The sequence below is a fragment of the Xanthobacter aminoxidans genome, from assembly GCF_023571765.1.
In the GTDB taxonomy this organism is placed as follows: Bacteria; Pseudomonadota; Alphaproteobacteria; order Rhizobiales; family Xanthobacteraceae; genus Xanthobacter; species Xanthobacter aminoxidans.
In genome coordinates this window covers 39,337-56,918 of sequence record NZ_JAMJXC010000008.1, presented here as the reverse complement: position 1 = coordinate 56,918, position 17,582 = coordinate 39,337, and the positions used below count along the sequence as shown (strand labels likewise).

General features: G+C 67.8%; 16 protein-coding genes. 4 read left to right on the top strand and 12 right to left on the bottom strand.

The window, feature by feature from the left end; genetic code table 11:
* Nucleotides 1-3 precede the first annotated feature (3 nt).
* The 6 genes from EJ105_RS13850 to EJ105_RS13825 are packed head-to-tail and all read right to left on the bottom strand — an operon-like array spanning nt 4 to nt 6,033.
* Complete coding sequence (locus tag EJ105_RS13850) at nt 4-699, bottom strand: GntR family transcriptional regulator (protein ID WP_250166783.1); 696 nt, start codon at nt 697-699, stop codon at nt 4-6.
* Nucleotides 696-1,715, bottom strand: a complete 1,020-nt coding sequence (locus tag EJ105_RS13845) for a Gfo/Idh/MocA family protein (RefSeq protein WP_250166782.1) — start codon at nt 1,713-1,715, stop codon at nt 696-698. Before EJ105_RS13845 ends, EJ105_RS13850 begins: the two co-directional genes overlap by 4 nt.
* Nucleotides 1,715-2,872, bottom strand: coding sequence for an ABC transporter ATP-binding protein (locus EJ105_RS13840; RefSeq protein ID WP_250166781.1), 1,158 nt, complete (start codon nt 2,870-2,872; stop codon nt 1,715-1,717). The genes EJ105_RS13845 and EJ105_RS13840 overlap by 1 nt, the downstream gene beginning before the upstream one ends.
* Nucleotides 2,873-2,894: 22 nt before the next feature.
* Entirely contained in the window at nt 2,895-3,755 is an 861-nt protein-coding gene (locus EJ105_RS13835; protein WP_250166780.1) for a carbohydrate ABC transporter permease, read from the bottom strand.
* Between the two features lies 1 nt (nt 3,756).
* Nucleotides 3,757-4,716 carry a carbohydrate ABC transporter permease gene (locus tag EJ105_RS13830; protein ID WP_250166779.1) on the bottom strand — a complete coding sequence of 320 codons (960 nt, stop codon included), beginning with the start codon at nt 4,714-4,716 and terminating at the stop codon, nt 3,757-3,759.
* Between the two features lie 3 nt (nt 4,717-4,719).
* Complete coding sequence (locus EJ105_RS13825) at nt 4,720-6,033, bottom strand: ABC transporter substrate-binding protein (RefSeq protein ID WP_250166778.1); 1,314 nt, start codon at nt 6,031-6,033, stop codon at nt 4,720-4,722.
* Nucleotides 6,034-6,236: 203 nt separating this feature from the next.
* On the opposite strand from EJ105_RS13825, the gene EJ105_RS13820 reads away from it, so the two are divergent.
* The gene (locus EJ105_RS13820; RefSeq protein ID WP_250166777.1) at nt 6,237-7,934 is read left to right on the top strand and encodes an IlvD/Edd family dehydratase; all 1,698 of its coding nucleotides are present in this window, start codon (nt 6,237-6,239) and stop codon (nt 7,932-7,934) included.
* 10 nt (nt 7,935-7,944) lie between these two features.
* Nucleotides 7,945-8,823: an amidohydrolase family protein gene (locus EJ105_RS13815; RefSeq protein WP_250166776.1), complete on the top strand. Its 879-nt coding sequence runs from the start codon at nt 7,945-7,947 to the stop codon at nt 8,821-8,823.
* 2 nt (nt 8,824-8,825) lie between these two features.
* Here the strand turns inward: EJ105_RS13815 and EJ105_RS13810 are convergent, their stop codons facing one another.
* Nucleotides 8,826-10,241, bottom strand: coding sequence for an aminotransferase-like domain-containing protein (locus tag EJ105_RS13810; RefSeq protein ID WP_250166775.1), 1,416 nt, complete (start codon nt 10,239-10,241; stop codon nt 8,826-8,828).
* A 224-nt stretch (nt 10,242-10,465) separates the two neighbouring features.
* On the opposite strand from EJ105_RS13810, the gene EJ105_RS13805 reads away from it, so the two are divergent.
* Nucleotides 10,466-11,749, top strand: coding sequence for a hydroxymethylglutaryl-CoA reductase, degradative (locus EJ105_RS13805; protein WP_250166774.1), 1,284 nt, complete (start codon nt 10,466-10,468; stop codon nt 11,747-11,749).
* Nucleotides 11,750-11,796: 47 nt separating this feature from the next.
* Nucleotides 11,797-13,029, top strand: a complete 1,233-nt coding sequence (locus tag EJ105_RS13800; RefSeq protein WP_250166773.1) for an ABC transporter substrate-binding protein — start codon at nt 11,797-11,799, stop codon at nt 13,027-13,029.
* Between the two features lie 131 nt (nt 13,030-13,160).
* Here EJ105_RS13800 and EJ105_RS13795 read toward each other — a convergent pair whose 3' ends face one another.
* The 5 genes from EJ105_RS13795 to EJ105_RS13775 all read right to left on the bottom strand — a co-directional run bounded on the left by EJ105_RS13795 (nt 13,161) and on the right by EJ105_RS13775 (nt 17,418).
* Nucleotides 13,161-15,023 (bottom strand): TRAP transporter large permease, encoded by a 1,863-nt coding sequence (locus tag EJ105_RS13795; protein ID WP_250166772.1) that lies wholly within the window; start codon nt 15,021-15,023, stop codon nt 13,161-13,163.
* A 220-nt stretch (nt 15,024-15,243) separates the two neighbouring features.
* On the bottom strand, nt 15,244-15,861 hold the full coding sequence (locus tag EJ105_RS13790; RefSeq protein ID WP_250166771.1) for a hypothetical protein: 618 nt from the start codon (nt 15,859-15,861) through the stop codon (nt 15,244-15,246).
* Nucleotides 15,862-15,896: 35 nt separating this feature from the next.
* Nucleotides 15,897-16,310 carry an arsenate reductase (glutaredoxin) gene (gene arsC, locus EJ105_RS13785; RefSeq protein WP_250166770.1) on the bottom strand — a complete coding sequence of 138 codons (414 nt, stop codon included), beginning with the start codon at nt 16,308-16,310 and terminating at the stop codon, nt 15,897-15,899.
* Nucleotides 16,307-17,059: an aquaporin gene (locus EJ105_RS13780; RefSeq protein ID WP_250166769.1), complete on the bottom strand. Its 753-nt coding sequence runs from the start codon at nt 17,057-17,059 to the stop codon at nt 16,307-16,309. Before EJ105_RS13780 ends, arsC begins: the two co-directional genes overlap by 4 nt.
* Complete coding sequence (locus EJ105_RS13775; RefSeq protein WP_250166768.1) at nt 17,056-17,418, bottom strand: ArsR/SmtB family transcription factor; 363 nt, start codon at nt 17,416-17,418, stop codon at nt 17,056-17,058. The genes EJ105_RS13780 and EJ105_RS13775 overlap by 4 nt, the downstream gene beginning before the upstream one ends.
* Nucleotides 17,419-17,582 lie beyond the last annotated feature (164 nt).

The window sequence follows — 17,582 nt, the reverse complement described above, 5'->3', positions numbered from 1 at the left end:
AGGTCAGTCGGCGATCGCCAATCGACCCGAGGTCGCCGTGCCGGCGGTGCGCGCAAGGTAGTCGGCCTTGCTGTACTGCATGTGATCGACGCAGAGCTGCGCCAGCGCCCAGCTGTCCGTGCCTCCGAGCAGCTCGATCATGATATCGTGCTGGCGGCGGGAGAGCTGGAGCCCGGCGTGATCGGCGAGATTCTTGGCGCGCATGGGCAGGGTATAGCCCATGTAATCCTGCAGCGTGCGCACCAGATAGGGGTTTCCGCAGCCCGAGAACAGGGTCAGGTGGAACAGGTCATTGGTCTCGTGGATGCCGCGCAGGTTGCCGGCATCGGCATGGCGGCAATAATCGGCCTGGATCTCCTTGAGGCGGACGATCAGCTCCGGCGGGGCGGGCAGGGGGATCATCAGTGCGGCCTGCCGGGTGAGCATCTCGCGCACCGCATAGATCTGCTGTACCTCCTCGGCGGAGTAAGAGCAGACGGTGGCGCCCACATTCTTCTCGCGCCGCACGACGCCGGTGCGCTCCAGCTGCACCAGCGCCTGCCGGATGTAGTGCCGTGAGGCGCCGTAGCGCGCCATCAGCGTGTCTTCCACCAGCCGGGAGCCGGGCGCGAAACGGCCGAAGATGATGTCATCCTCCAGCCGACGCTGCACCTCGGCCTGCTCGTCGGCCCGCGATGCGGGAAGGGACGCTTCGCTCATGCGGCGCTCCTGTTCGCCGTCTCGAATCCGGAAAGCCTGTAGCAGTCTTCCACCAGCCGCAAGGTCTCCAGATTGTCCTGCGGCGACGTCTCGAAAGGCGTACCGCTCGCAAGGCACGCGACGAAATGGGCGATCGTCGCGGCATAGGAGCCGAGATAGGTCGCCTCGGGATCATAGTCCAGCCGCTCCGGCTCGGGGCCGGCGAGGGAGAGGGTGGAGCCGTCGAGCCGCAGCGTGGCGGCGTCGCCGAGAATGGTCAGCCGGTCCGCCTGCTGCGCCGGCACGCCATAGGCCGCAAAGCTCGCGAAGATGGAGACGCCGGCGCCGTGCGCGGTGGAGAGCTGGATGACGGCGCCGTCCTCGCCCGCCATGGCATTGCAGGTGCGGCTGAGGGCGGCGGCCTCCACCTTCAGCGGGCCGAGCAGCATGCGCAGGGTGTCGAGGTGATGGATCAGCACTTCCGCCACAAGCATGCGCCGTTCCTCGCGCATGAAGGGCTGGCGCTCCAGCGCCTGGAAGCGCCCCTCCGCATCCGGCACCGTGCCTGATGTGACGAGGGAGAGGTGGGCGGCCTTGACCGCGCCGATGCGCCCGGCGCGGAGCCATTCGGCCGCCTGCCGGTAATAGGCGCGGAAACGCCAGTTCTCATGCACCATCAGCCGCACCCGACCGCCGATGTCCGCCACCAGTTGCTCCGCTTCGGGCAGGGTCGGGGCGAGGGGCTTCTGGCACAGGATGGGCAGGCCGTGGCGCGCCGCGAGGCGGGCGAGCTCGGCATGAACGGCGCGGGGGGCGGCGATGTCCACCGCATCAAGGCCGCCGGCCGCCAGCATTGCCTCGGCGCCGGTGAAGACGGCGGGGATGCCGAAAGCATGCGCCCGCTCGGCCGCGCGTTCGGCCGAGGGATCGGCAATGGCCACCACCTTGGCGGCCTCGCCCAGAGCCGCCCAGCCCTTCAGGTGATGCTGGGTGACCCAGCCGGCGCCGATGAGCCCGACGCGGAGCGGCGTGGCCATCAGTGCGTCCTCCGCTGCACGGCGGCGCGAACGGCGGCGGCGCCGGTTTCCAGCGGGGCGATGGCGTCGCCCGTCTCCGCGTCGAACAGATAGGCGGCGTCGGCCCGGAAGAAGAGCACCACCTCCTGATCGGGCGTCGCGGTGACGTGGCGGGGCAGGCGGGCGGTGATCTCGCCGCCGCCGGGCAGCTCCAGCAGCAGCAGCGTCTCCGCGCCCAGCGGCTCCACCGCGATGGTGCGGCCGGTGACGCGCCCGCCCGGTGCGCCGTCGAGGGAGGCGTGATCGATCGCCATGTCTTCGGCGCGCACGCCGAGCGTCACCTTGCGGCCGTCCCGCGCCTGAAGCACGCCGTCGCTCCAGCGGGCGAGCGGCGCATCGAGCGCCGGGCTCGCGGCGCGGCGGGTGGCGGCTGCGAGCGTCGCGTCCATGAGGTTCATGGGCGGCGAGCCGAGGAATCGGGCGACGAAGGTGTTGGCCGGCTGCCAATACACGTCCAGTGGCGCGCCGATCTGCGCCACCTTGCCGGCGTTCATCACGCAGATGCGGGTGCCCATGGTCATCGCCTCCACCTGATCGTGGGTGACGTAGATCATGGTGGAGCCGAGGCGGTGGTGCTGCTTGATGATCTCGCTGCGGGTGTTGACGCGCAGCGCCGCGTCAAGGTTCGAGAGGGGCTCGTCGAACAGGAACACCTGCGGTTCGCGCACCATGGCCCGACCCAGCGCCACGCGCTGGCGCTGGCCGCCGGAGAGGGCGCTGGGTTTGCGCGTCAGCAGCGGTGCGAGGCCGAGGAGCGCCGCCACCTCCTTCACCCGCCGCTCGATCTCGGCATTGGGAATAGAACGGCGGCGCAGGCCGAAGGCGAGGTTGTCGGCAACGCTCATGTGCGGATAGAGCGCGTAGGACTGGAACACCATGGCGATGTCCCGGTCCTTGGCCGGCACGTCGTTCACCACCCGCCCGTCGATGGAGAGGGTGCCGCCGGAGATGGTCTCCAGCCCCGCAATCATGCGCAGGGTGGTGGACTTGCCGCAGCCCGAGGGGCCGAGCAGCACCATGAACTCGCCGTCGTCGATGGTGAGGTCCACGTCTTCCACCACGACGGGCCCGCCGCCGCCGTAGCGCTTCACGATCTTGTCGAGTTTCACCACTGCCATGGCAGCCTCACTGGATTCAGCCTCACTTGATCGCGCCGGCGGTCATGCCGCGGATCAGCTTTTCGGAGAAGAAGACGTAGACGATGATGACCGGGATGACCGAGATCATGACGCCGGTGGCGATCATGCCGATGTCCTGGAAATGATCGCCCATGAAGGCGCGGATGCCGATGGGCAGGGTGCGCTTCTCGGGATCGGTGATGAGCACCACGGCGAACAGGAACTCGTTCCAGAGCTGGATGAAGTTCAGGATCAGCGTGGTGGCGATGGCCGGCATGCCCACCGGCAGAACGATGCGCCAGAAGATTTCGAGGTCGCCATATCCGTCCATCTTGGCGGCGTCGAACAAATCCTGCGGGATGCGGGCGAAGAAGCCTTCCAAGAGATACACGGTCAACGGCAGCTGGAGCGAGATATAGACCAGCGCCAGCCCGAACAGGCTGTTGTAGAGATTGTAGTCCACCAGGATCTGGTACAGCGAGATCAGGGTGATCTGCGGTGGGAAGATGATGGACGAGAACAGGATGCCGTAGATGATCCGGTTGCCGCGGAAGCGATAGCGCGCGAGGGCATGGGCAGCCGCCGCACCGATGAAGGTGAGCACCGCCACCGCGCCCACCACCACCAGGGTGGAGTTCCAGAAGTAGGTAGCGAAATCGGAATCCACCCAGGCGGTGCGGAACTGGTCGAGGTGCAGGGGGCTCGGCCAGGCATAGGGATCGGCGCTGATCTCCGCCGTGGTGCGCACCGACATGGTGGCGAGCCACAGGAACGGGCCGAGCTGGTAGATGGTGTAGACGCCCAGCACCAGCGCGAGGATGCCCCGCGAGAACAGGCGCGGCAGCGGCGCGCGGCCGGAGGCGGCGGCGAGGGTTGCGGCCATCTCAATACTCCAGCCGCTCGCGCGAGCCGAGCACGCGGTTGAGGATGATGACCGCGGCGCACACCACCAGGAACCACACGGTGGCGATGGTGGAGGGATAGCCGAGGTCGAAAGTGTTCCAGTTGAAGGCGCGCTTGTAGACGTAGGTGGAGACCGTCTCCGTCGCCCACAGAGGCCCGCCCTGGGTCATGATCCAGACGAGGTCGAACACCTTCATCTTGCCGATGAACGACAGGATGTAGAGCGACAGCAGCGTCGGCCGCAGCATGGGGATGATGATGTAGCGCAGCTTCGCGCCCCAGCCGCAATTGTCGAGGTCGGAGGCTTCCAGCACTTCCTTCGGCAGCGAATGGATGGCGGCGAGGCACACCACCATGTTGAAGCCGGCCCACTTCCACGCATGGGTGACGATGACGGCGGCGAGGGCGAGGTTGGGATCGCCGAGCCAGGAGGAGGCGAGATCGCCGAGGCCCACGGCCCGCAGCATCACGTTCAGCACACCCCAGTCGTAATTGTAGATCCACATCCACAGGATCGCGACGACCACGTAAGAGAGCAGCACCGGCGTGAACCAGGCGACGCGCAGGAAGCGCGCGAATGGCACGCCGGCATAGAGCGCGAGGGCGAGGAGGAGGCCGGTGGCCACATCGATGACGGGTGCGACGAAGGACCAGATGAAGGTGTTGCGCACGGCGACCCAGAAGGTCTCGTCGCCCATCAGCTCGCGATAGTTCGCGAGGCCGACGAAGGTCGCGTCCATCCCCTCGATGGTGAAGAAGCTGTCAAAGATGGTGCGGAAGGCCGGATAGGCCGTGAGCCCGCAATAGACCAGCAAAGCCGGCCCGAGAAAGATGGCGAGGACCAGCCGCGTGGCGCGCCTGGGGTCGGCGAGGGTGGCCCGCGAGGAGGCTTTCGCCTCCCCGCTCTTGGCCGCGGTTCGAAGGGAAATGGCGTCGGGCATCGCTCACTTCTTCAGGCAGGCGGCGTCCATCTTCTCCGCCGCATCCGCAACGCTGATGAGGCCGGCGGGGAAGGCGTTGTTCATGACCTGGATATAGGTCTCGGCGCACTTGGCCCGGTAGTAGAGCAGGGGCGTGCCGAAGAAGTAGGTCACGTCCTTGTTGCGGGCGTTCAGCTCGTCGAAATAGGCCTTGTGCGGGCTGACGATCTTCGCCGGATCGGACTTGAGCCCGCTCTGCAGCGACACCTCGCTGATCCACTTGGTGCCGTTCTCGGCATTGGCCATGGATTTCAGCAGCGCGCCGGCACAATCCTTGTTCTTGCCCTTGGAATACATGACGAAGCTGCCAGCCACCGCCAGCGTCTTGCAGTTCGGGCAGGCGCCCTTGTCCATGGCGGGGAACTTCATAATGCCGAGCGGGAAGTTCGCCGGCATGCCGCCTTTCTCCGGCGCGGCGAAGGCGCGGCCGGTGAACCAGCTGGGGTCGGGGAAGGTGAGGGAGCCCGGAGAATTGTAGAAGTAGAAGTGGGATTCGCCGAGCTTCAGGGTGGAGAAGCTCTTGGGATAAGCGCCGGCATCCACCAGCTCCTTCACCCAGGTCATCACCTCCTGCACGCGCGGATCCTTGAAGGAGAGTTCGCCGTTCAGAAGCTTCTTGTAGTCGTCCGGGCCGAGCTTGCGCAGCAGCGATTCAAACAGCAGCTGGCCGCCGGGGAAGGGCCGGTCGCCCACGCCCTGCGACACCGGCGTGATGCCGGCGGCGACGCCCTTCTTCACCAGATCGGTGAACTGCGCCTGCGTGAGCTGGAAGGAGGCCGGCACGTCCACGCCCACCTTCTTCACCAGATCCTTGTTGTAGTAGAGCTCGACCGTATAGGCCTCCACCGGCACGCCATAGACCTTGCCCTTGGAGGTCCAGGCGGGCTTGGCCCAGTCTTCGAGGCCGTTGAGGTCGATGTAGCCGTCGAGGGGCTCGAGGAAGCCGCCGGCGAGGAATTCCGGCTGGTCGGGCTCCATGTAGAAGATGTCCGGGGCCTGCCCGGTGCGCACGGCGGACTTCGCCTGGGTGTATATGTCGGCCTTCGGGATGAAGCTGAGCTTCACCGTGCACTGCTTGTTGGCGGCCTCGAAGTCCTTCACCCGGGCCGTCACCCATTCCTTCTTGGCGGGCTCGTCGGGCCAGTTGCTCCACATGGTGATTTCGGTCTGCGCGAAGGCGTGGCCCCCGCCCATCGCCGCGGCAACGGCAACCGCCGCGCACAGGCCTCGCCCCAATCCCCACCCCGAAGCTTTTCCAACGCCTCGAATGCTCGTCATCCGCGTTCCTCCCGCTTAGTCCCGTTATGCCCGGGGTTTGCGGGGAGACTGGGCGGAGGTTGGATTATTGTCAATAATGATTCCGAATGACGGCGCATTTTTCGTCTTATGTCGCGTCTGTGGGCATATATTATTGACAATCAGATCAGGTGGGGAAATTCTCCGCCTTCAGGTCGGCGATGATCGGCACGGGGAAGGCGAGGATGGCGCGGGGACTGCGAAAAGGATTGACGAGCTACGGTGACGACGGGTTCGCGCTGTTCCTGCGCAAGGCCTTCATCAAGGCCATGGGCTATTCGGACGACGCGCTGGACCGGCCCATCGTCGGCATCACCAACACCTACAGCGATTACAACCCCTGCCACGGCAACGCGCCCCAGCTTATCGAGGCGGTGAAGCGCGGGGTGATGCTGGCCGGGGCCATGCCCATGGTGTTTCCCACCATCTCCATCCACGAGAGCTTCGCCCACCCCACCTCCATGTTCCTGCGCAACCTGATGGCCATGGACACGGAGGAGATGATCCGCGCCCAGCCCATGGACGCGGTGGTGGTGATCGGCGGCTGCGACAAGACCCTGCCGGCGCAGATCATGGCCGCGGCGAGCGTGGATTTGCCCACCGTTGTGGTCCCGGTCGGCCCCATGGTGGTCGGCCATCATCGTGGCGAGGTGCTGGGCGCCTGCACCGATTGCCGGCGACTGTGGAGCGCGCACCGCGCCGGTGAGATCGACGAGGTCGAGATCGATACGGTGAACGGTCGCCTCGCGCCTTCGGTGGGTACTTGCATGGTCATGGGCACCGCCTCGACCATGGCCTGCATCACCGAAACGCTCGGCCTCTCTTTGCCCATGAGCGCATCCATCCCCGCGCCCCATGCCGAGCGGGTGCGGCTGGCGGAACAGAGCGGCAAGGTCGCCGCGCGCCTCGCGGTGGAGGGCGGGCCGAAGCCGAGCGAACTGCTCACCCCCGCCGCCTTCCACAATGCGCTGGTGGTGATGCAGGCCATCGGCGGCTCGACCAACGGCATCATCCACCTCACCGCCATCGCCAACCGCGCCGGCGTGCGGCTGGAGCTGGAGACGCTGGATGCCATCGGCCGCGACGTGCCGGTGCTGGTGGATCTCAAGCCCTCCGGCGCCCACTACATGGAGCACTTCCACCACGCCGGCGGCGTGCCCAAGCTGCTGAAGCAGCTCGGCGACCTCGTTGACCTCGATGCACCGACCGTGGGCGGCCGCACCCTGCGCGAGGTGGTCGCGAACGCCGAGGAGGTGCCCGGACAGGATGTCATCCGGCCGCGCTCCCATCCCATCAAGGCGCAGGGCTCCATGGTCGTGCTGCGGGGAAATCTCGCGCCAGGCGGCGCCGTGCTCAAGCAGGCGGCCGCAAGCGATCGATTGTTGCAGCACACCGGCCGCGCGGTGGTGTTCGATTCGGTGGCCGACATGGCCGCGCGCATCGACGATCCCGACCTCGACGTCACCGCCGACGACGTGCTGGTGCTGCGCAACACCGGCCCCAAGGGCGCGCCCGGCATGCCGGAGGCGGGCTATCTGCCCATCCCGAAGAAGCTCGGGCGGCAGGGCGTGAAGGACATGGTGCGCATCTCCGATGCCCGCATGAGCGGTACGGCCTTCGGCACCATCGTGCTACACATCACGCCGGAATCGGCGGTGGGCGGGCCGCTGGCGCTGGTTGAGAGCGGCGACATGATCCGCCTCGACGTGGAAGGCCGGCGCATCGACCTTCTGGTGGCGGAAGACGAACTCGCCCGCCGCCGCGCCATCCTCGCGGACGTGCCCGAACGGCCGCTGCCGGAGCGCGGCTATGCCCGGCTGTTCCAGCAGACCGTGCTGCAGGCCGACGAGGGCTGCGATTTCGACTTCATGGTCCCGCGCTGAGGGGGAGCGCATGAGTGCCGACGCCCCGCTCTGCCTGCCGCCGCGCCCCTTCACGGAGGCGCCGGCCGCGCGCGTGCTGCCGCCCGGCACGTGCGACACGCACATGCACGTGTTTGGCCCGCCCGCGCGCTATCCGCTGGTCGCCGGGCGCAACTACACGCCGCAGCCGGTGACGTTCGATGCCTACCGGCCGGTGATGGCGGCGCTGGGTATCGATCGCGCTGTGCTGGTGCAGCCGAGCGTCTACGGTACGGACAATTCGGCCCTGTTGGATACGCTGCGGCGTGACCCCGAACACCTGCGCGGCGTGGTCGTGGCGGCGCCGGAGGTGAGCGATGCCGAGCTTGCGGGGCTCCACGGTCTGGGCGTGCGCGGCATCCGCATCAACCGACGCAACCCTGGCGGGCTGTCGCTGGAAGATCTGGCGTGCCTCGCCGCGCGGATCGGGGCGTTCGGCTGGCATATCCAGCTTCAGGCGGTGATCGGCGAAGGCTTCCGCCTCGCGCCCATCGTGCGGGCCTGCCCGGTGCCGGTGGTGCTGGACCACATGGGCTTCCTCGCCCCCGGCCTGCCGCTGGAGGGGGGCCCTTTCGGCGAGCTGCTGGAGCTTGTTGCCGAAGGCAATCTCTGGGTGAAGTTTTCCGCGCCCTACCGCCTGTGCCATCGGGGGCCGGATGGCTATGCGGCGCTCGCGCCCTATGTGGCGGCCCTCCTCGCCTGTCGCACCGACCGGCTGCTCTGGGCCAGCGATTGGCCGCACACGGAGCTGTTCGAGGCAATGCCCGACGACCGCGATCCCGCTCTCCTGCTCGGCCTCGACCGCGCCGATGCGGACACCCGCCGCCGCATCTTCATCGACAATCCCGCCGCGCTCTACGGCTTCGACTGAAATCAGGACCCGGCGAGGATTTCGCCCATGAACTTCTCGAAGCGCGGATCGTCCGCATAGGCCACGTTGATCCGCAGCGACGGCCTGCGGGGCTCGCTATCGGGATGAAACACCGCGCCCGGTGCCAGCAGGATACCGCGCTCGGCGGCGCGGCGGGAGAGGGCGCTGTCGTCCAGCCCCTCCGGCAATTCACACCAGAGATAGAAGCCGCCGCCCGGTGGGCCGAAGATGGGCAGGCCGAGGCGGCCTAGCGTCGCCTGCGCCTGATCGGTCGCCGCCGAGACGCGGCCGCGCAAGCGCTTGAGATGGCGGCGATACTGGCCGGATGTGATGAGATCGTGGACGATGCGCTCCACATAGCCGGAGGAGTTCACGCTCGTCACCATCTTGAGCGCCCCGAGCCGCTCGATGAGATCGGCGGAGGCCACCACATAGCCGCAGCGCAGGCTTGCCGAGAGGGTCTTTGCGAAGGTGCCCACATGGATCACCCGCTCCAGCTGGTCCAGCGAGGCGAGGCGCGGGTGGGAGGCGGGCAGGATGTCCGCGAACGGGTCGCTCTCCACCACCAGCAGGCCATAGCGGGTGGCCACCTGTAACAGCCGGTAGGCCACCGCCGGCGTCAGGGACGAGCCGGTGGGGTTGTGAGCCAGCGACTGGGTGAAGAACAGCTTGGCGCCGGACTGCGCCGCCTTCTCGGCGAGGTCCGCCACGTCCGGCCCCTCGGCCGTGCGACGGACGCCGAGGGTGCGCGCCTTGGCGAGGCGCAGCTTGCCGAAGAGGGGATAATAGCCGGGCGAATCCACCAGCACCGTCTCGCCCGGTTCCACCAGCATGCGCACGATCAGGTCCAGCGCGTGGTTGGCGCCCTGCGTCAGCAGCACCCGCGCGGGATCGGCGGCGATGGCCCGCTCGGCGAGGAGGGCGGCGATGGCCTCGCGCAACAGGGGGAAGCCGAAGGGGCTGCCATAGCTCGCCGGAAAGGGGCGGCGGCCGGGGCGGTTGATGGGCTTGAGATAGCGCCCCACCTCCGAGCCTTCCATCCATGAAGGGGGCGGGCGCCCGTCGCCCACGCGCACGTCGTAATGCTGCTCCAGCTGCTCGCGCAGCAGCCACACGCTGTCCACCGCCTCGATGACGGCGGGCGGGGCGGGCGGACGCACCGGCGCGGCGCGGGTGCGCATCACATAGAAGCCGGAGCCCGGCCGCGCCTCGATGCGGCCGGAGGCGGCGAGCCGCTCATAGGCCTCCACCAGCGTGTTGCGCGAGACGCCATAGGCCGCGAACGCGGCGCGGATGGAGGGGAGCTTCTCCCCCGGCCGCAACTGGCCGGCATCGATGCGGCGCGACAGGAGGCGGACCACCGCGTCCACCCGCGTCAGGCTCTCGTCGTCCTCAATAAGCTGCTCGATCGTACCCATAAATTGAAGGGTACGGCTGCATCGTTTCCAACGCAAAGTGTTCCTTGCCGTACCCCTCCCCGCAGCGGAAAGTCCGCCCCAACAGGCACGCCACGCGCGGCTGACAAGAGACAGGGACGGAACGCCGGAACCGCGCCACCCGAAAAGGGTGCGGCGGGCTTGCCTTCGCGCCTGCCTCGCGTCCGCCACCCGGCGATGTCGCGCGACCACAGGAAGGCCCCAAGATGACCAGCGCCGCCGGCTCCAACCGCTCCTCCCGCATTGCCGGCTTCCACAAGCTGAGCCCGCGCGACCGGCTCGATCTCGTCGCCGGCTTCGCCGGGCTGGACGAGGCGCAGGTCGCGCACCTCGCCAACATGGGCAATCTCGATCCGGTGCTCGCCGACAAGCTGATCGAGAACGTCATCGGCACCATGAACATTCCGGTGGGCGTCGCCACCAACATGAAGATCGATGGCGAGGACGTGCTGGTCCCCATGGCGACGGAGGAATCCTCCGTGGTCGCCGCCGTCTGCAATGCGGCGAAGCAGGTTTACGAAACGGGCTTCTTCACCTCGGTCTCCGGCAATCTGATGATCGCGCAGGTGCAGGCGGTGGACGTGGCGGACCCGGCCGGCGCGCGCATCCGCATCTTGGAGAAGCGCGACGAGATCAAGGCCGCGTGCGATGCCTGCGACCCGGTGCTGGTGTCGCTGGGCGGCGGCTTCCGCGATCTTGAGGTGCGCCTCCTCGACACGCCGTCGGGCACCATGGTCGTCACCCATCTCATCGTCGACACGCGCGACGCCATGGGCGCCAACGCGGTGAACACCATGGCGGAGAAGCTCGCGCCGTCCATCGCGGCGTGGAGCGGCGGGCGGGTCTATCTGCGCATCCTCTCCAACCTCGCCGACCGTCGCCTTGCCCGCGCCCGGGCGGTGTGGAAGGCGGCCGACATCGGTGGCGAGGCGGTGCGCGACGGCATTGTTTCCGCCTATGAGTTCGCGGCCGCCGATCCCTACCGCGCCGCCACCCACAACAAGGGCATCATGAACGGCATCTCCGCCGTGGTGCTCGCCACCGGCAACGACACCCGCGCGGTGGAGGCAGGCGCCCATGCCTACGCCGCCCGCTCGGGCCGCTATTCGTCGCTCACCACCTATGAGGTGGACAAGGACGGCAACCTTTCCGCCTCCATCGAGTTGCCGCTGGCGGTGGGTCTCATCGGCGGCGCGACGAAGGTGCATCCCACGGCACGCGCGTGCCTCGCCATCCTCGGCGTCTCCACCGCCGAGCGGCTGGCGCGCATCATAGCGGCGGTGGGGCTGGCGCAGAATTTCTCGGCGCTCAAGGCGCTCGCCACCACCGGCATCCAGAAGGGCCACATGGCCCTTCATGCCCAGAACATTGCCATGATGGCCGGTGCCGTGGGCGAGGAGATCGACCGCGTGGCCCGCCTGCTCGTGGAGCGGGCCAGCGTGCGCATGGACGTGGCGCAGAAGGTGCTCGAAGAGGTGCGCGGCAACTGACCGCGCGGGTTTCAAGAACAGCCAGAAGAACACACAGGGAGAAAACCATGCTCAGGAAAACCCGGCTCGCGCTCGTCGCGGGCGCCGCATTCCTCGCCGCGGCGCATTTCGCCGCGCCGACGCCCGCCCGCGCGGAAATCCCCGGCAACAAGATCCGCCTCGGCGTGCTCACCGACCTGAACGGAAACGGCGCCGATTCCACCGGTACCGGCTCCGTCGTGTCGGCGCGCCTGGCCGCGGAGGATTTCAAGAAGGCTCATCCCGGCATCGAGGTGGAGGTGATATCCCTCGATCACCAGAACAAGCCGGATGTCGGCTCCGCCGCCGCCCGCAAGTGGGTAGCGGACGGCACCGTGGATGCCATCCTCGACGTGCCCTTCTCCTCGGTGGCGCTGGCGGTGCAGGAGGTGGTGCGCGGCACCAACGTCGCCTTCATCGCCTCCGGCCCCGGCACGGCGCTGCTCACCGGCGAGAAGTGCTCGCCCAACACCGTCCACTGGACCTACGATACCTGGGCGCTCGCCCACGGCACGGCCGCCGCGCTCTTGAAGGCAAAGAAGGACACCTGGTTCTTCGTGACCGCCGACTATGCCTTCGGCCATGCGCTGGAGGCCGACGCCATGGCCGTGGTGAAGGCGTCGCCCGACGGCAAGGTGCTCGGCTCCGTCCGCCATCCGCCGAATGCGTCGGACTTCTCCTCCTTCATCCTGCAGGCGCAGGCCAGCGGCGCGCAGGTGGTGGCCCTCGCTAATGCGGTGGGCGACACCATCAATTCGGTGAAGGCGGCGGCCGAGTTCGGCCTCACCCAGAAGCAGAGCCTCGCCGCGCTGCTGATGCAGGTCACCGACGTGCATTCCCTCGGCCTGCCGGTGGCCAAGGGCCTGTTCCTCACCGAAGGCTTCTACTGGAACATGAATGACGGCACCCGCGCCTATGCCGACCGCTTCGCGGCGCAGATGAACGGCCGTCGCCCGACTGCCAACCAGGCGGGCGTCTATTCCGGCGCGCTCCACTATCTGCGCGCCGCCGCTGCGGCCAACACCACCGAGGGCCAGAAGGTGGTGGCCAAGATGAAGGAGATGCCCTCCGACGATCCGCTGTTCGGCAAGGGCGAGGTGCGTGCCGACGGCCGGCACATCCACAACATGTACCTGTTCCAGGTGAAGACGCCGGACCAGTCCAAGGGGCCGTGGGACTATTACAACCTCGTCGAGACCATCCCTGCCAAGGACGCCTTCCGCCCCATGGCCGATGGCAAGTGCCCGATGGTGAAGGGCTGACGCCCTAGAGCGCGATCCGATCAAATTGAATCAATTTGATCGGCGCGTGCTCGCCTCTCATGAAAACCGGCCGGATCGCCCTGCGATCCGGCCGGTTTGCGTTTGGGGTGTTGGTGGCTCAGCCCGTCTGGTCACAGGAAGCCGGTGGAGATCCACGGCACGGCGGCGACGATGATGAGGCCGATGAGCAGCGCGATCATGTAGCCCACGATGGGCTTCATGCCTGCGTCCGGGCTGATGCGGCTGATGGCGCAGGCGGCGTAATAGCCGACGCCGAAGGGCGGCGCGAACAGGCCCATGCCCATGGCGAGGATGACCACCATGGAATAGTGCACCTCGTTCACCCCCACCTGCTTGGCGATGGGGAAGAGCAGGGGGCCGAACAGCACGATGGCGGGAATGCCCTCCAGCACCGAGCCCAGCACCACGAAGGCGACGATGGACACCGCCAGGAAGCTCGCCGACCCGCCCGGCAGGGCGCGCATGGCCTCCGCCAAGGCGTTGGAAAAGCCGGACTGGGTGAGCGCCCAGGCCATGCCGGTGGCGGCGCCGATGATGAACAGGATGGCGCCGGAGAGCGCCGCCGTGTCCACCAGCATGGGGAACAGGCGGCGGAAATCGAACCGGCGATAGATGAGCAGGCCCGCCACCACCGAATAGACGATGCCGATGGTGGACACCTCGGTGGCGGTGGCGACGCCCTCGATCACCGCCGCCCGGATGACGAAGGGCAAGGCGATGGCCGGCACGGAGATGATGAAGGCGCGCCCGACCTCGCCCCAGCTCGCCTTGGTGACGCCGCTCAGATCCTCGTGGCGATAGCGCCACCACACCACCGAGCACAAGGCGATGGCGAGCACCAGCGCCGGCAGCAGGCCGCCGGTGAACAAAGCGGCGATGGACACGCCCGTGACCGAGCCGATGGTGATGAGCACGATGGAGGGCGGGATCGTCTCGGTCTGCGCGCCGGTGGCCGAGAGCAGCGCCACGAGGTCGCCGGGCTTGGCGCCCCGCTTGGTCATTTCCGGAAACAGCACCGGGGCCACGGCCGCCATGTCCGCCGCCTTCGAGCCGGAGATGCCGGAGACGAGGTACATGGCGCCCACCAGCACATAATGCAGGCCGCCACGCACATGGCCGAGCAGGCTCGCGAGGAAGGCGACCATGGCCTTCGCCATGCCGGTCATCTCGATGAGCTGGCCGAGGAACACGAACAGCGGCACCGCGAGCAGGATCAGGTGGCCCATGCCCTCGTCGAAGCGGCCGATCACCACCATGCTCGGCGTGTGGGTGGAGAGGGAGATGTAGGCGAAGGTGGCAAGGCCGAAGGAGAAGGCGATGGGCACCGCCATCAGCACCATCACGCCCACGCCGAACAGGAAGAAGATCAAGAGATTGTAGTTGCCCAGCGTCCGGAACACCGGGCCGAGCGCATAGAAGCCGCCGACGATGGTGGCGACCACGAGGATGGCGATGACCGCGTCGCGGCCGGTGGCGTGCTGGGCGAGCTTCAGCAGCCCCACCATCAGCATCAGCGCCGTGCCCACCGGAATGGCGGCGGCGCGCCAGGTGTTGGGAATCTCCAGCGCCGGCATCACCACATAGGCTTCCTCCTGCGCATATTCGATGGCCGGGTGGAGGATCATCAGCAGGAAGGCCACGGCGGCGGCGATGGCGATCATGTCGAAGAAGGCGCGGGCGCGAGGCTTCATCATGCCGACGATGGCCGTCATGCGCATGTGCTCGCCGCGATTGAGCGCGATCACCGAGCCGAACAGGGACAGCCACAGGAAGAGCATGGAGGCGAGCTCATCCGACCAGATGAGCGGCTTGTGCAGGGCATAGCGGAAGATGACGCCCGCCAGCAGCACGAGGATTTCGGCCACCACCAGCACCGCGGCCGGAATCTCCGTCAGCCATCCGAGGACGGCGCTGGCCTTGACCGCCCAGGCGCGTCCGATCACGTCCGAAGGGTCATGGGTGTGTAGTGACATGGAGACCTCTTGCCCTGATGCAGGCCAGCGCGTCGACTCGCTGGCGCGCTGAACGGTCTGCGAAACTCGCTCCGGGCTCAAGGGGAAAGGCAACCGATGGGGCGCGATCAGGCCCGCCGCGCGGGGCTTGCCCACGGCATTTTCGCTTTCGGGCGCGCCGCACCATCGGGTCGGGGCGATTTGTGCAGCGCATCAAGTGGTTCTGACCCTGCGCCTCGGGTCAGTAGCGGTGCGCTCTCGACGGCTGTCGCAGCACCACCCGGTGGCGGGTGATGATCTCGTCCATCTCCGTCCGCAGGATCGACATGGTTTCGGACAGCCGCATGGCGATTTCCTGGATGGCCGCCTGGGCGGCATCCTCAAGCACCAGCTTCTTCGCCTTCTCGATGCAGTAGCCGGTAAACAGCGCATCCTGCTCCGGGCCGAGGGCGAGGCCGGATTTGAGCGTGAGGACTTCCGCAGCGTCGCTGCGATGGGAATTCACCTTCGGCGAATAGAGCGAGGCGTGCCGCCGCCAGTATTCCGCCTCCGCGACCTGCCCGGCCATGAGCACGACGATGGCGTCGGCCACCCGGCGCCGGTCGGCTTCCTGCGAGAGGTCGAGCGGGGCGCTTTCCCCGTGGGCGAACCGCGTTTCCCCGCTCAACCCGTCCGGCGGGCGCAGCAGCGCTTCGGTCACGTCCCGCTTGAGCAGGATGGCCACCAAAGCGTGTCCGGCCTCGTGGACCGCGATGGCCTTGCGGCGGATGCCAAGGGGAATCTCATGGGCGGGCGTGACGGTCATGGTCGGCGTGACGATCTTGGGCGGGTTCGCGACAGCGGGGCGTGAGCGAAGCATTTCCCGTACCAGTCGCGGCCCGCCCCGCCGTCTCCCTAGCGACCGGTCGTCACCACCTCGCCGTCCTCCTTGGTGAAGCTCTCCGGCGGCGTCTCCAGCAGGTCGAGCACGACCTCCGAAGGCCGGCACAGGCGGGTGCCCTTGGGCGTCACCACGATGGGCCGGTTCACCAGGATGGGGTGCTCGACCATGGCGTCGAGCAATTGCGCATCCGTCACGCCCGGCTCGGCCAGTTTCAGCTCGGCGAGGAGCGGCTCCTTGGCGCGCAGGAGATCGCGCAGGGGCGCGCCGGTGGCGGCGGCGAGGTCCGTGAGCTGCGCCTTGGTCCATCCGGTCTTCAGATACTCGACCACGGTGGGCTCGACGCCTGCGGCGCGGATCATCGCCAGGGTGTTGCGCGACGTGCCGCAACGCGGGTTGTGGTAGATGGTGACGGGAAAATCGCTCATGGGCGGGATCTCTCGCGGAAAAGCCAGCCGCACAGGGCTGCGGCGGCGAGGGCGCCCGCCGATTGGGCGAGCAGGAACAGGGGAACGGACTGGGGCGCGATGCCGGTGAAGGTATCGCTGAGGCTCCGCGCCAGCGTCACCGCCGGGTTGGCGAACGAGGTGGAGGCCGTGAACCAGTAGGCCGAGGTGATATAGAGGCCGACCACGGCCGGCACCATCTGCGGGCGCACGCGCACGGTGGCGAGGATCGCCGTGACGAGGCCGAAGGTCGCCACCGCTTCCGAAAAGCCCTGTGCCGGCCCGTCCCGGAGCTTGCCGGAAATCTGCACCATGGGCTCGGCGAACATGGCATGGGCGGCGAGGACGCCCGCGACGGCCCCGGCAAGCTGGGCGGCCACATAGGCGCCGGCCGTACGCCAGCCGATCTCCCGCCGCAGCGCGAACACCAGCGTCACCGCCGGATTGAAGTGTGCCCCGGACACCGGGCCGAAGGCGGCGATCAGCACGACCAGCCCTGCGCCGGTGGCCAGCGTGTTGCCCAGCAGGGCGATCGCCGTGTTTCCGCCCGCCAGCCGCTCGCCCATGATGCCCGAGCCGATGACGATGGCGAGCAACAGCGCGGTTCCCAGGGTTTCGGCGGCGAGCCGCCGGGACAGATCGAAGGCGGGAGACGCCGCGATCGGCCGGGTCTCCCCGCCAACGGGCCGGGCCTCCGCGAGCGCGGCGGCGGGCGGGCTGATCTGGTTCATGACGGCTGCCGTTCCTGCGCGGTCTTCGGGGCGCACGTGCCGGCTTCCGGCCCCGCCGGAGCGCACAGCTCGGGCTGGCCCCCGCAGCACTTGTCGGTGAGAAAGGCGATGAGATCGCTCACCGTCTCGTACAGCGCGGCATAGATGATGGAGCGGCCATCGCGGCGCGATGTCACAAGCCCGGCGTGGGCGAGCACGGAGAGGCTGGCCGACAGCGTATTCGGGGGAATGCCGAGCCGCCGCGCCATCTCCCCGGCCGCAAGCCCGTCCGGCCCTGCTTCGACCAGAAGGCGCAGCGCACTGAGGCGCCCCTCATGGGCGAGGGCGGAGAAGACGGGGACGGCCTGATTCAATTCCATATTTCGTGAATAATGGAAATATAGCCCTGCCGCAACAGCCGGATTAAAAGAATGCGCATGGGAGATCGGCGTCAGCTCTGCCTAGCGTTTAATCAGCGCTCATATGTCGGGCTTTGCAGTCGCCGCCTCTCGTGCGAATCAGAAGATGATTTCAAATCATTCCA

What these genes read in the sequence shown, in the direction of transcription:
- EJ105_RS13850 (WP_250166783.1), bottom strand. Translation starts at nt 699, where the DNA reads ATGAGCGAAGCGTCCCTTCCCGCATCGCGGGCCGACGAGCAGGCCGAG.
- EJ105_RS13825 (WP_250166778.1), bottom strand. Translation starts at nt 6,033, where the DNA reads ATGACGAGCATTCGAGGCGTTGGAAAAGCTTCGGGGTGGGGATTGGGG.
- EJ105_RS13795 (WP_250166772.1), bottom strand. Translation starts at nt 15,023, where the DNA reads ATGTCACTACACACCCATGACCCTTCGGACGTGATCGGACGCGCCTGG.
- arsC (WP_250166770.1), bottom strand. Translation starts at nt 16,310, where the DNA reads ATGAGCGATTTTCCCGTCACCATCTACCACAACCCGCGTTGCGGCACG.
- EJ105_RS13820 (WP_250166777.1), top strand. Translation starts at nt 6,237, where the DNA reads ATGGCGCGGGGACTGCGAAAAGGATTGACGAGCTACGGTGACGACGGG.
- EJ105_RS13815 (WP_250166776.1), top strand. Translation starts at nt 7,945, where the DNA reads ATGAGTGCCGACGCCCCGCTCTGCCTGCCGCCGCGCCCCTTCACGGAG.
- EJ105_RS13800 (WP_250166773.1), top strand. Translation starts at nt 11,797, where the DNA reads ATGCTCAGGAAAACCCGGCTCGCGCTCGTCGCGGGCGCCGCATTCCTC.
- EJ105_RS13805 (WP_250166774.1), top strand. Translation starts at nt 10,466, where the DNA reads ATGACCAGCGCCGCCGGCTCCAACCGCTCCTCCCGCATTGCCGGCTTC.
- EJ105_RS13790 (WP_250166771.1), bottom strand. Translation starts at nt 15,861, where the DNA reads ATGCTTCGCTCACGCCCCGCTGTCGCGAACCCGCCCAAGATCGTCACG.
- EJ105_RS13835 (WP_250166780.1), bottom strand. Translation starts at nt 3,755, where the DNA reads ATGGCCGCAACCCTCGCCGCCGCCTCCGGCCGCGCGCCGCTGCCGCGC.
- EJ105_RS13840 (WP_250166781.1), bottom strand. Translation starts at nt 2,872, where the DNA reads ATGGCAGTGGTGAAACTCGACAAGATCGTGAAGCGCTACGGCGGCGGC.
- EJ105_RS13780 (WP_250166769.1), bottom strand. Translation starts at nt 17,059, where the DNA reads ATGAACCAGATCAGCCCGCCCGCCGCCGCGCTCGCGGAGGCCCGGCCC.
- EJ105_RS13810 (WP_250166775.1), bottom strand. Translation starts at nt 10,241, where the DNA reads ATGGGTACGATCGAGCAGCTTATTGAGGACGACGAGAGCCTGACGCGG.
- EJ105_RS13845 (WP_250166782.1), bottom strand. Translation starts at nt 1,715, where the DNA reads ATGGCCACGCCGCTCCGCGTCGGGCTCATCGGCGCCGGCTGGGTCACC.
- EJ105_RS13775 (WP_250166768.1), bottom strand. Translation starts at nt 17,418, where the DNA reads ATGGAATTGAATCAGGCCGTCCCCGTCTTCTCCGCCCTCGCCCATGAG.
- EJ105_RS13830 (WP_250166779.1), bottom strand. Translation starts at nt 4,716, where the DNA reads ATGCCCGACGCCATTTCCCTTCGAACCGCGGCCAAGAGCGGGGAGGCG.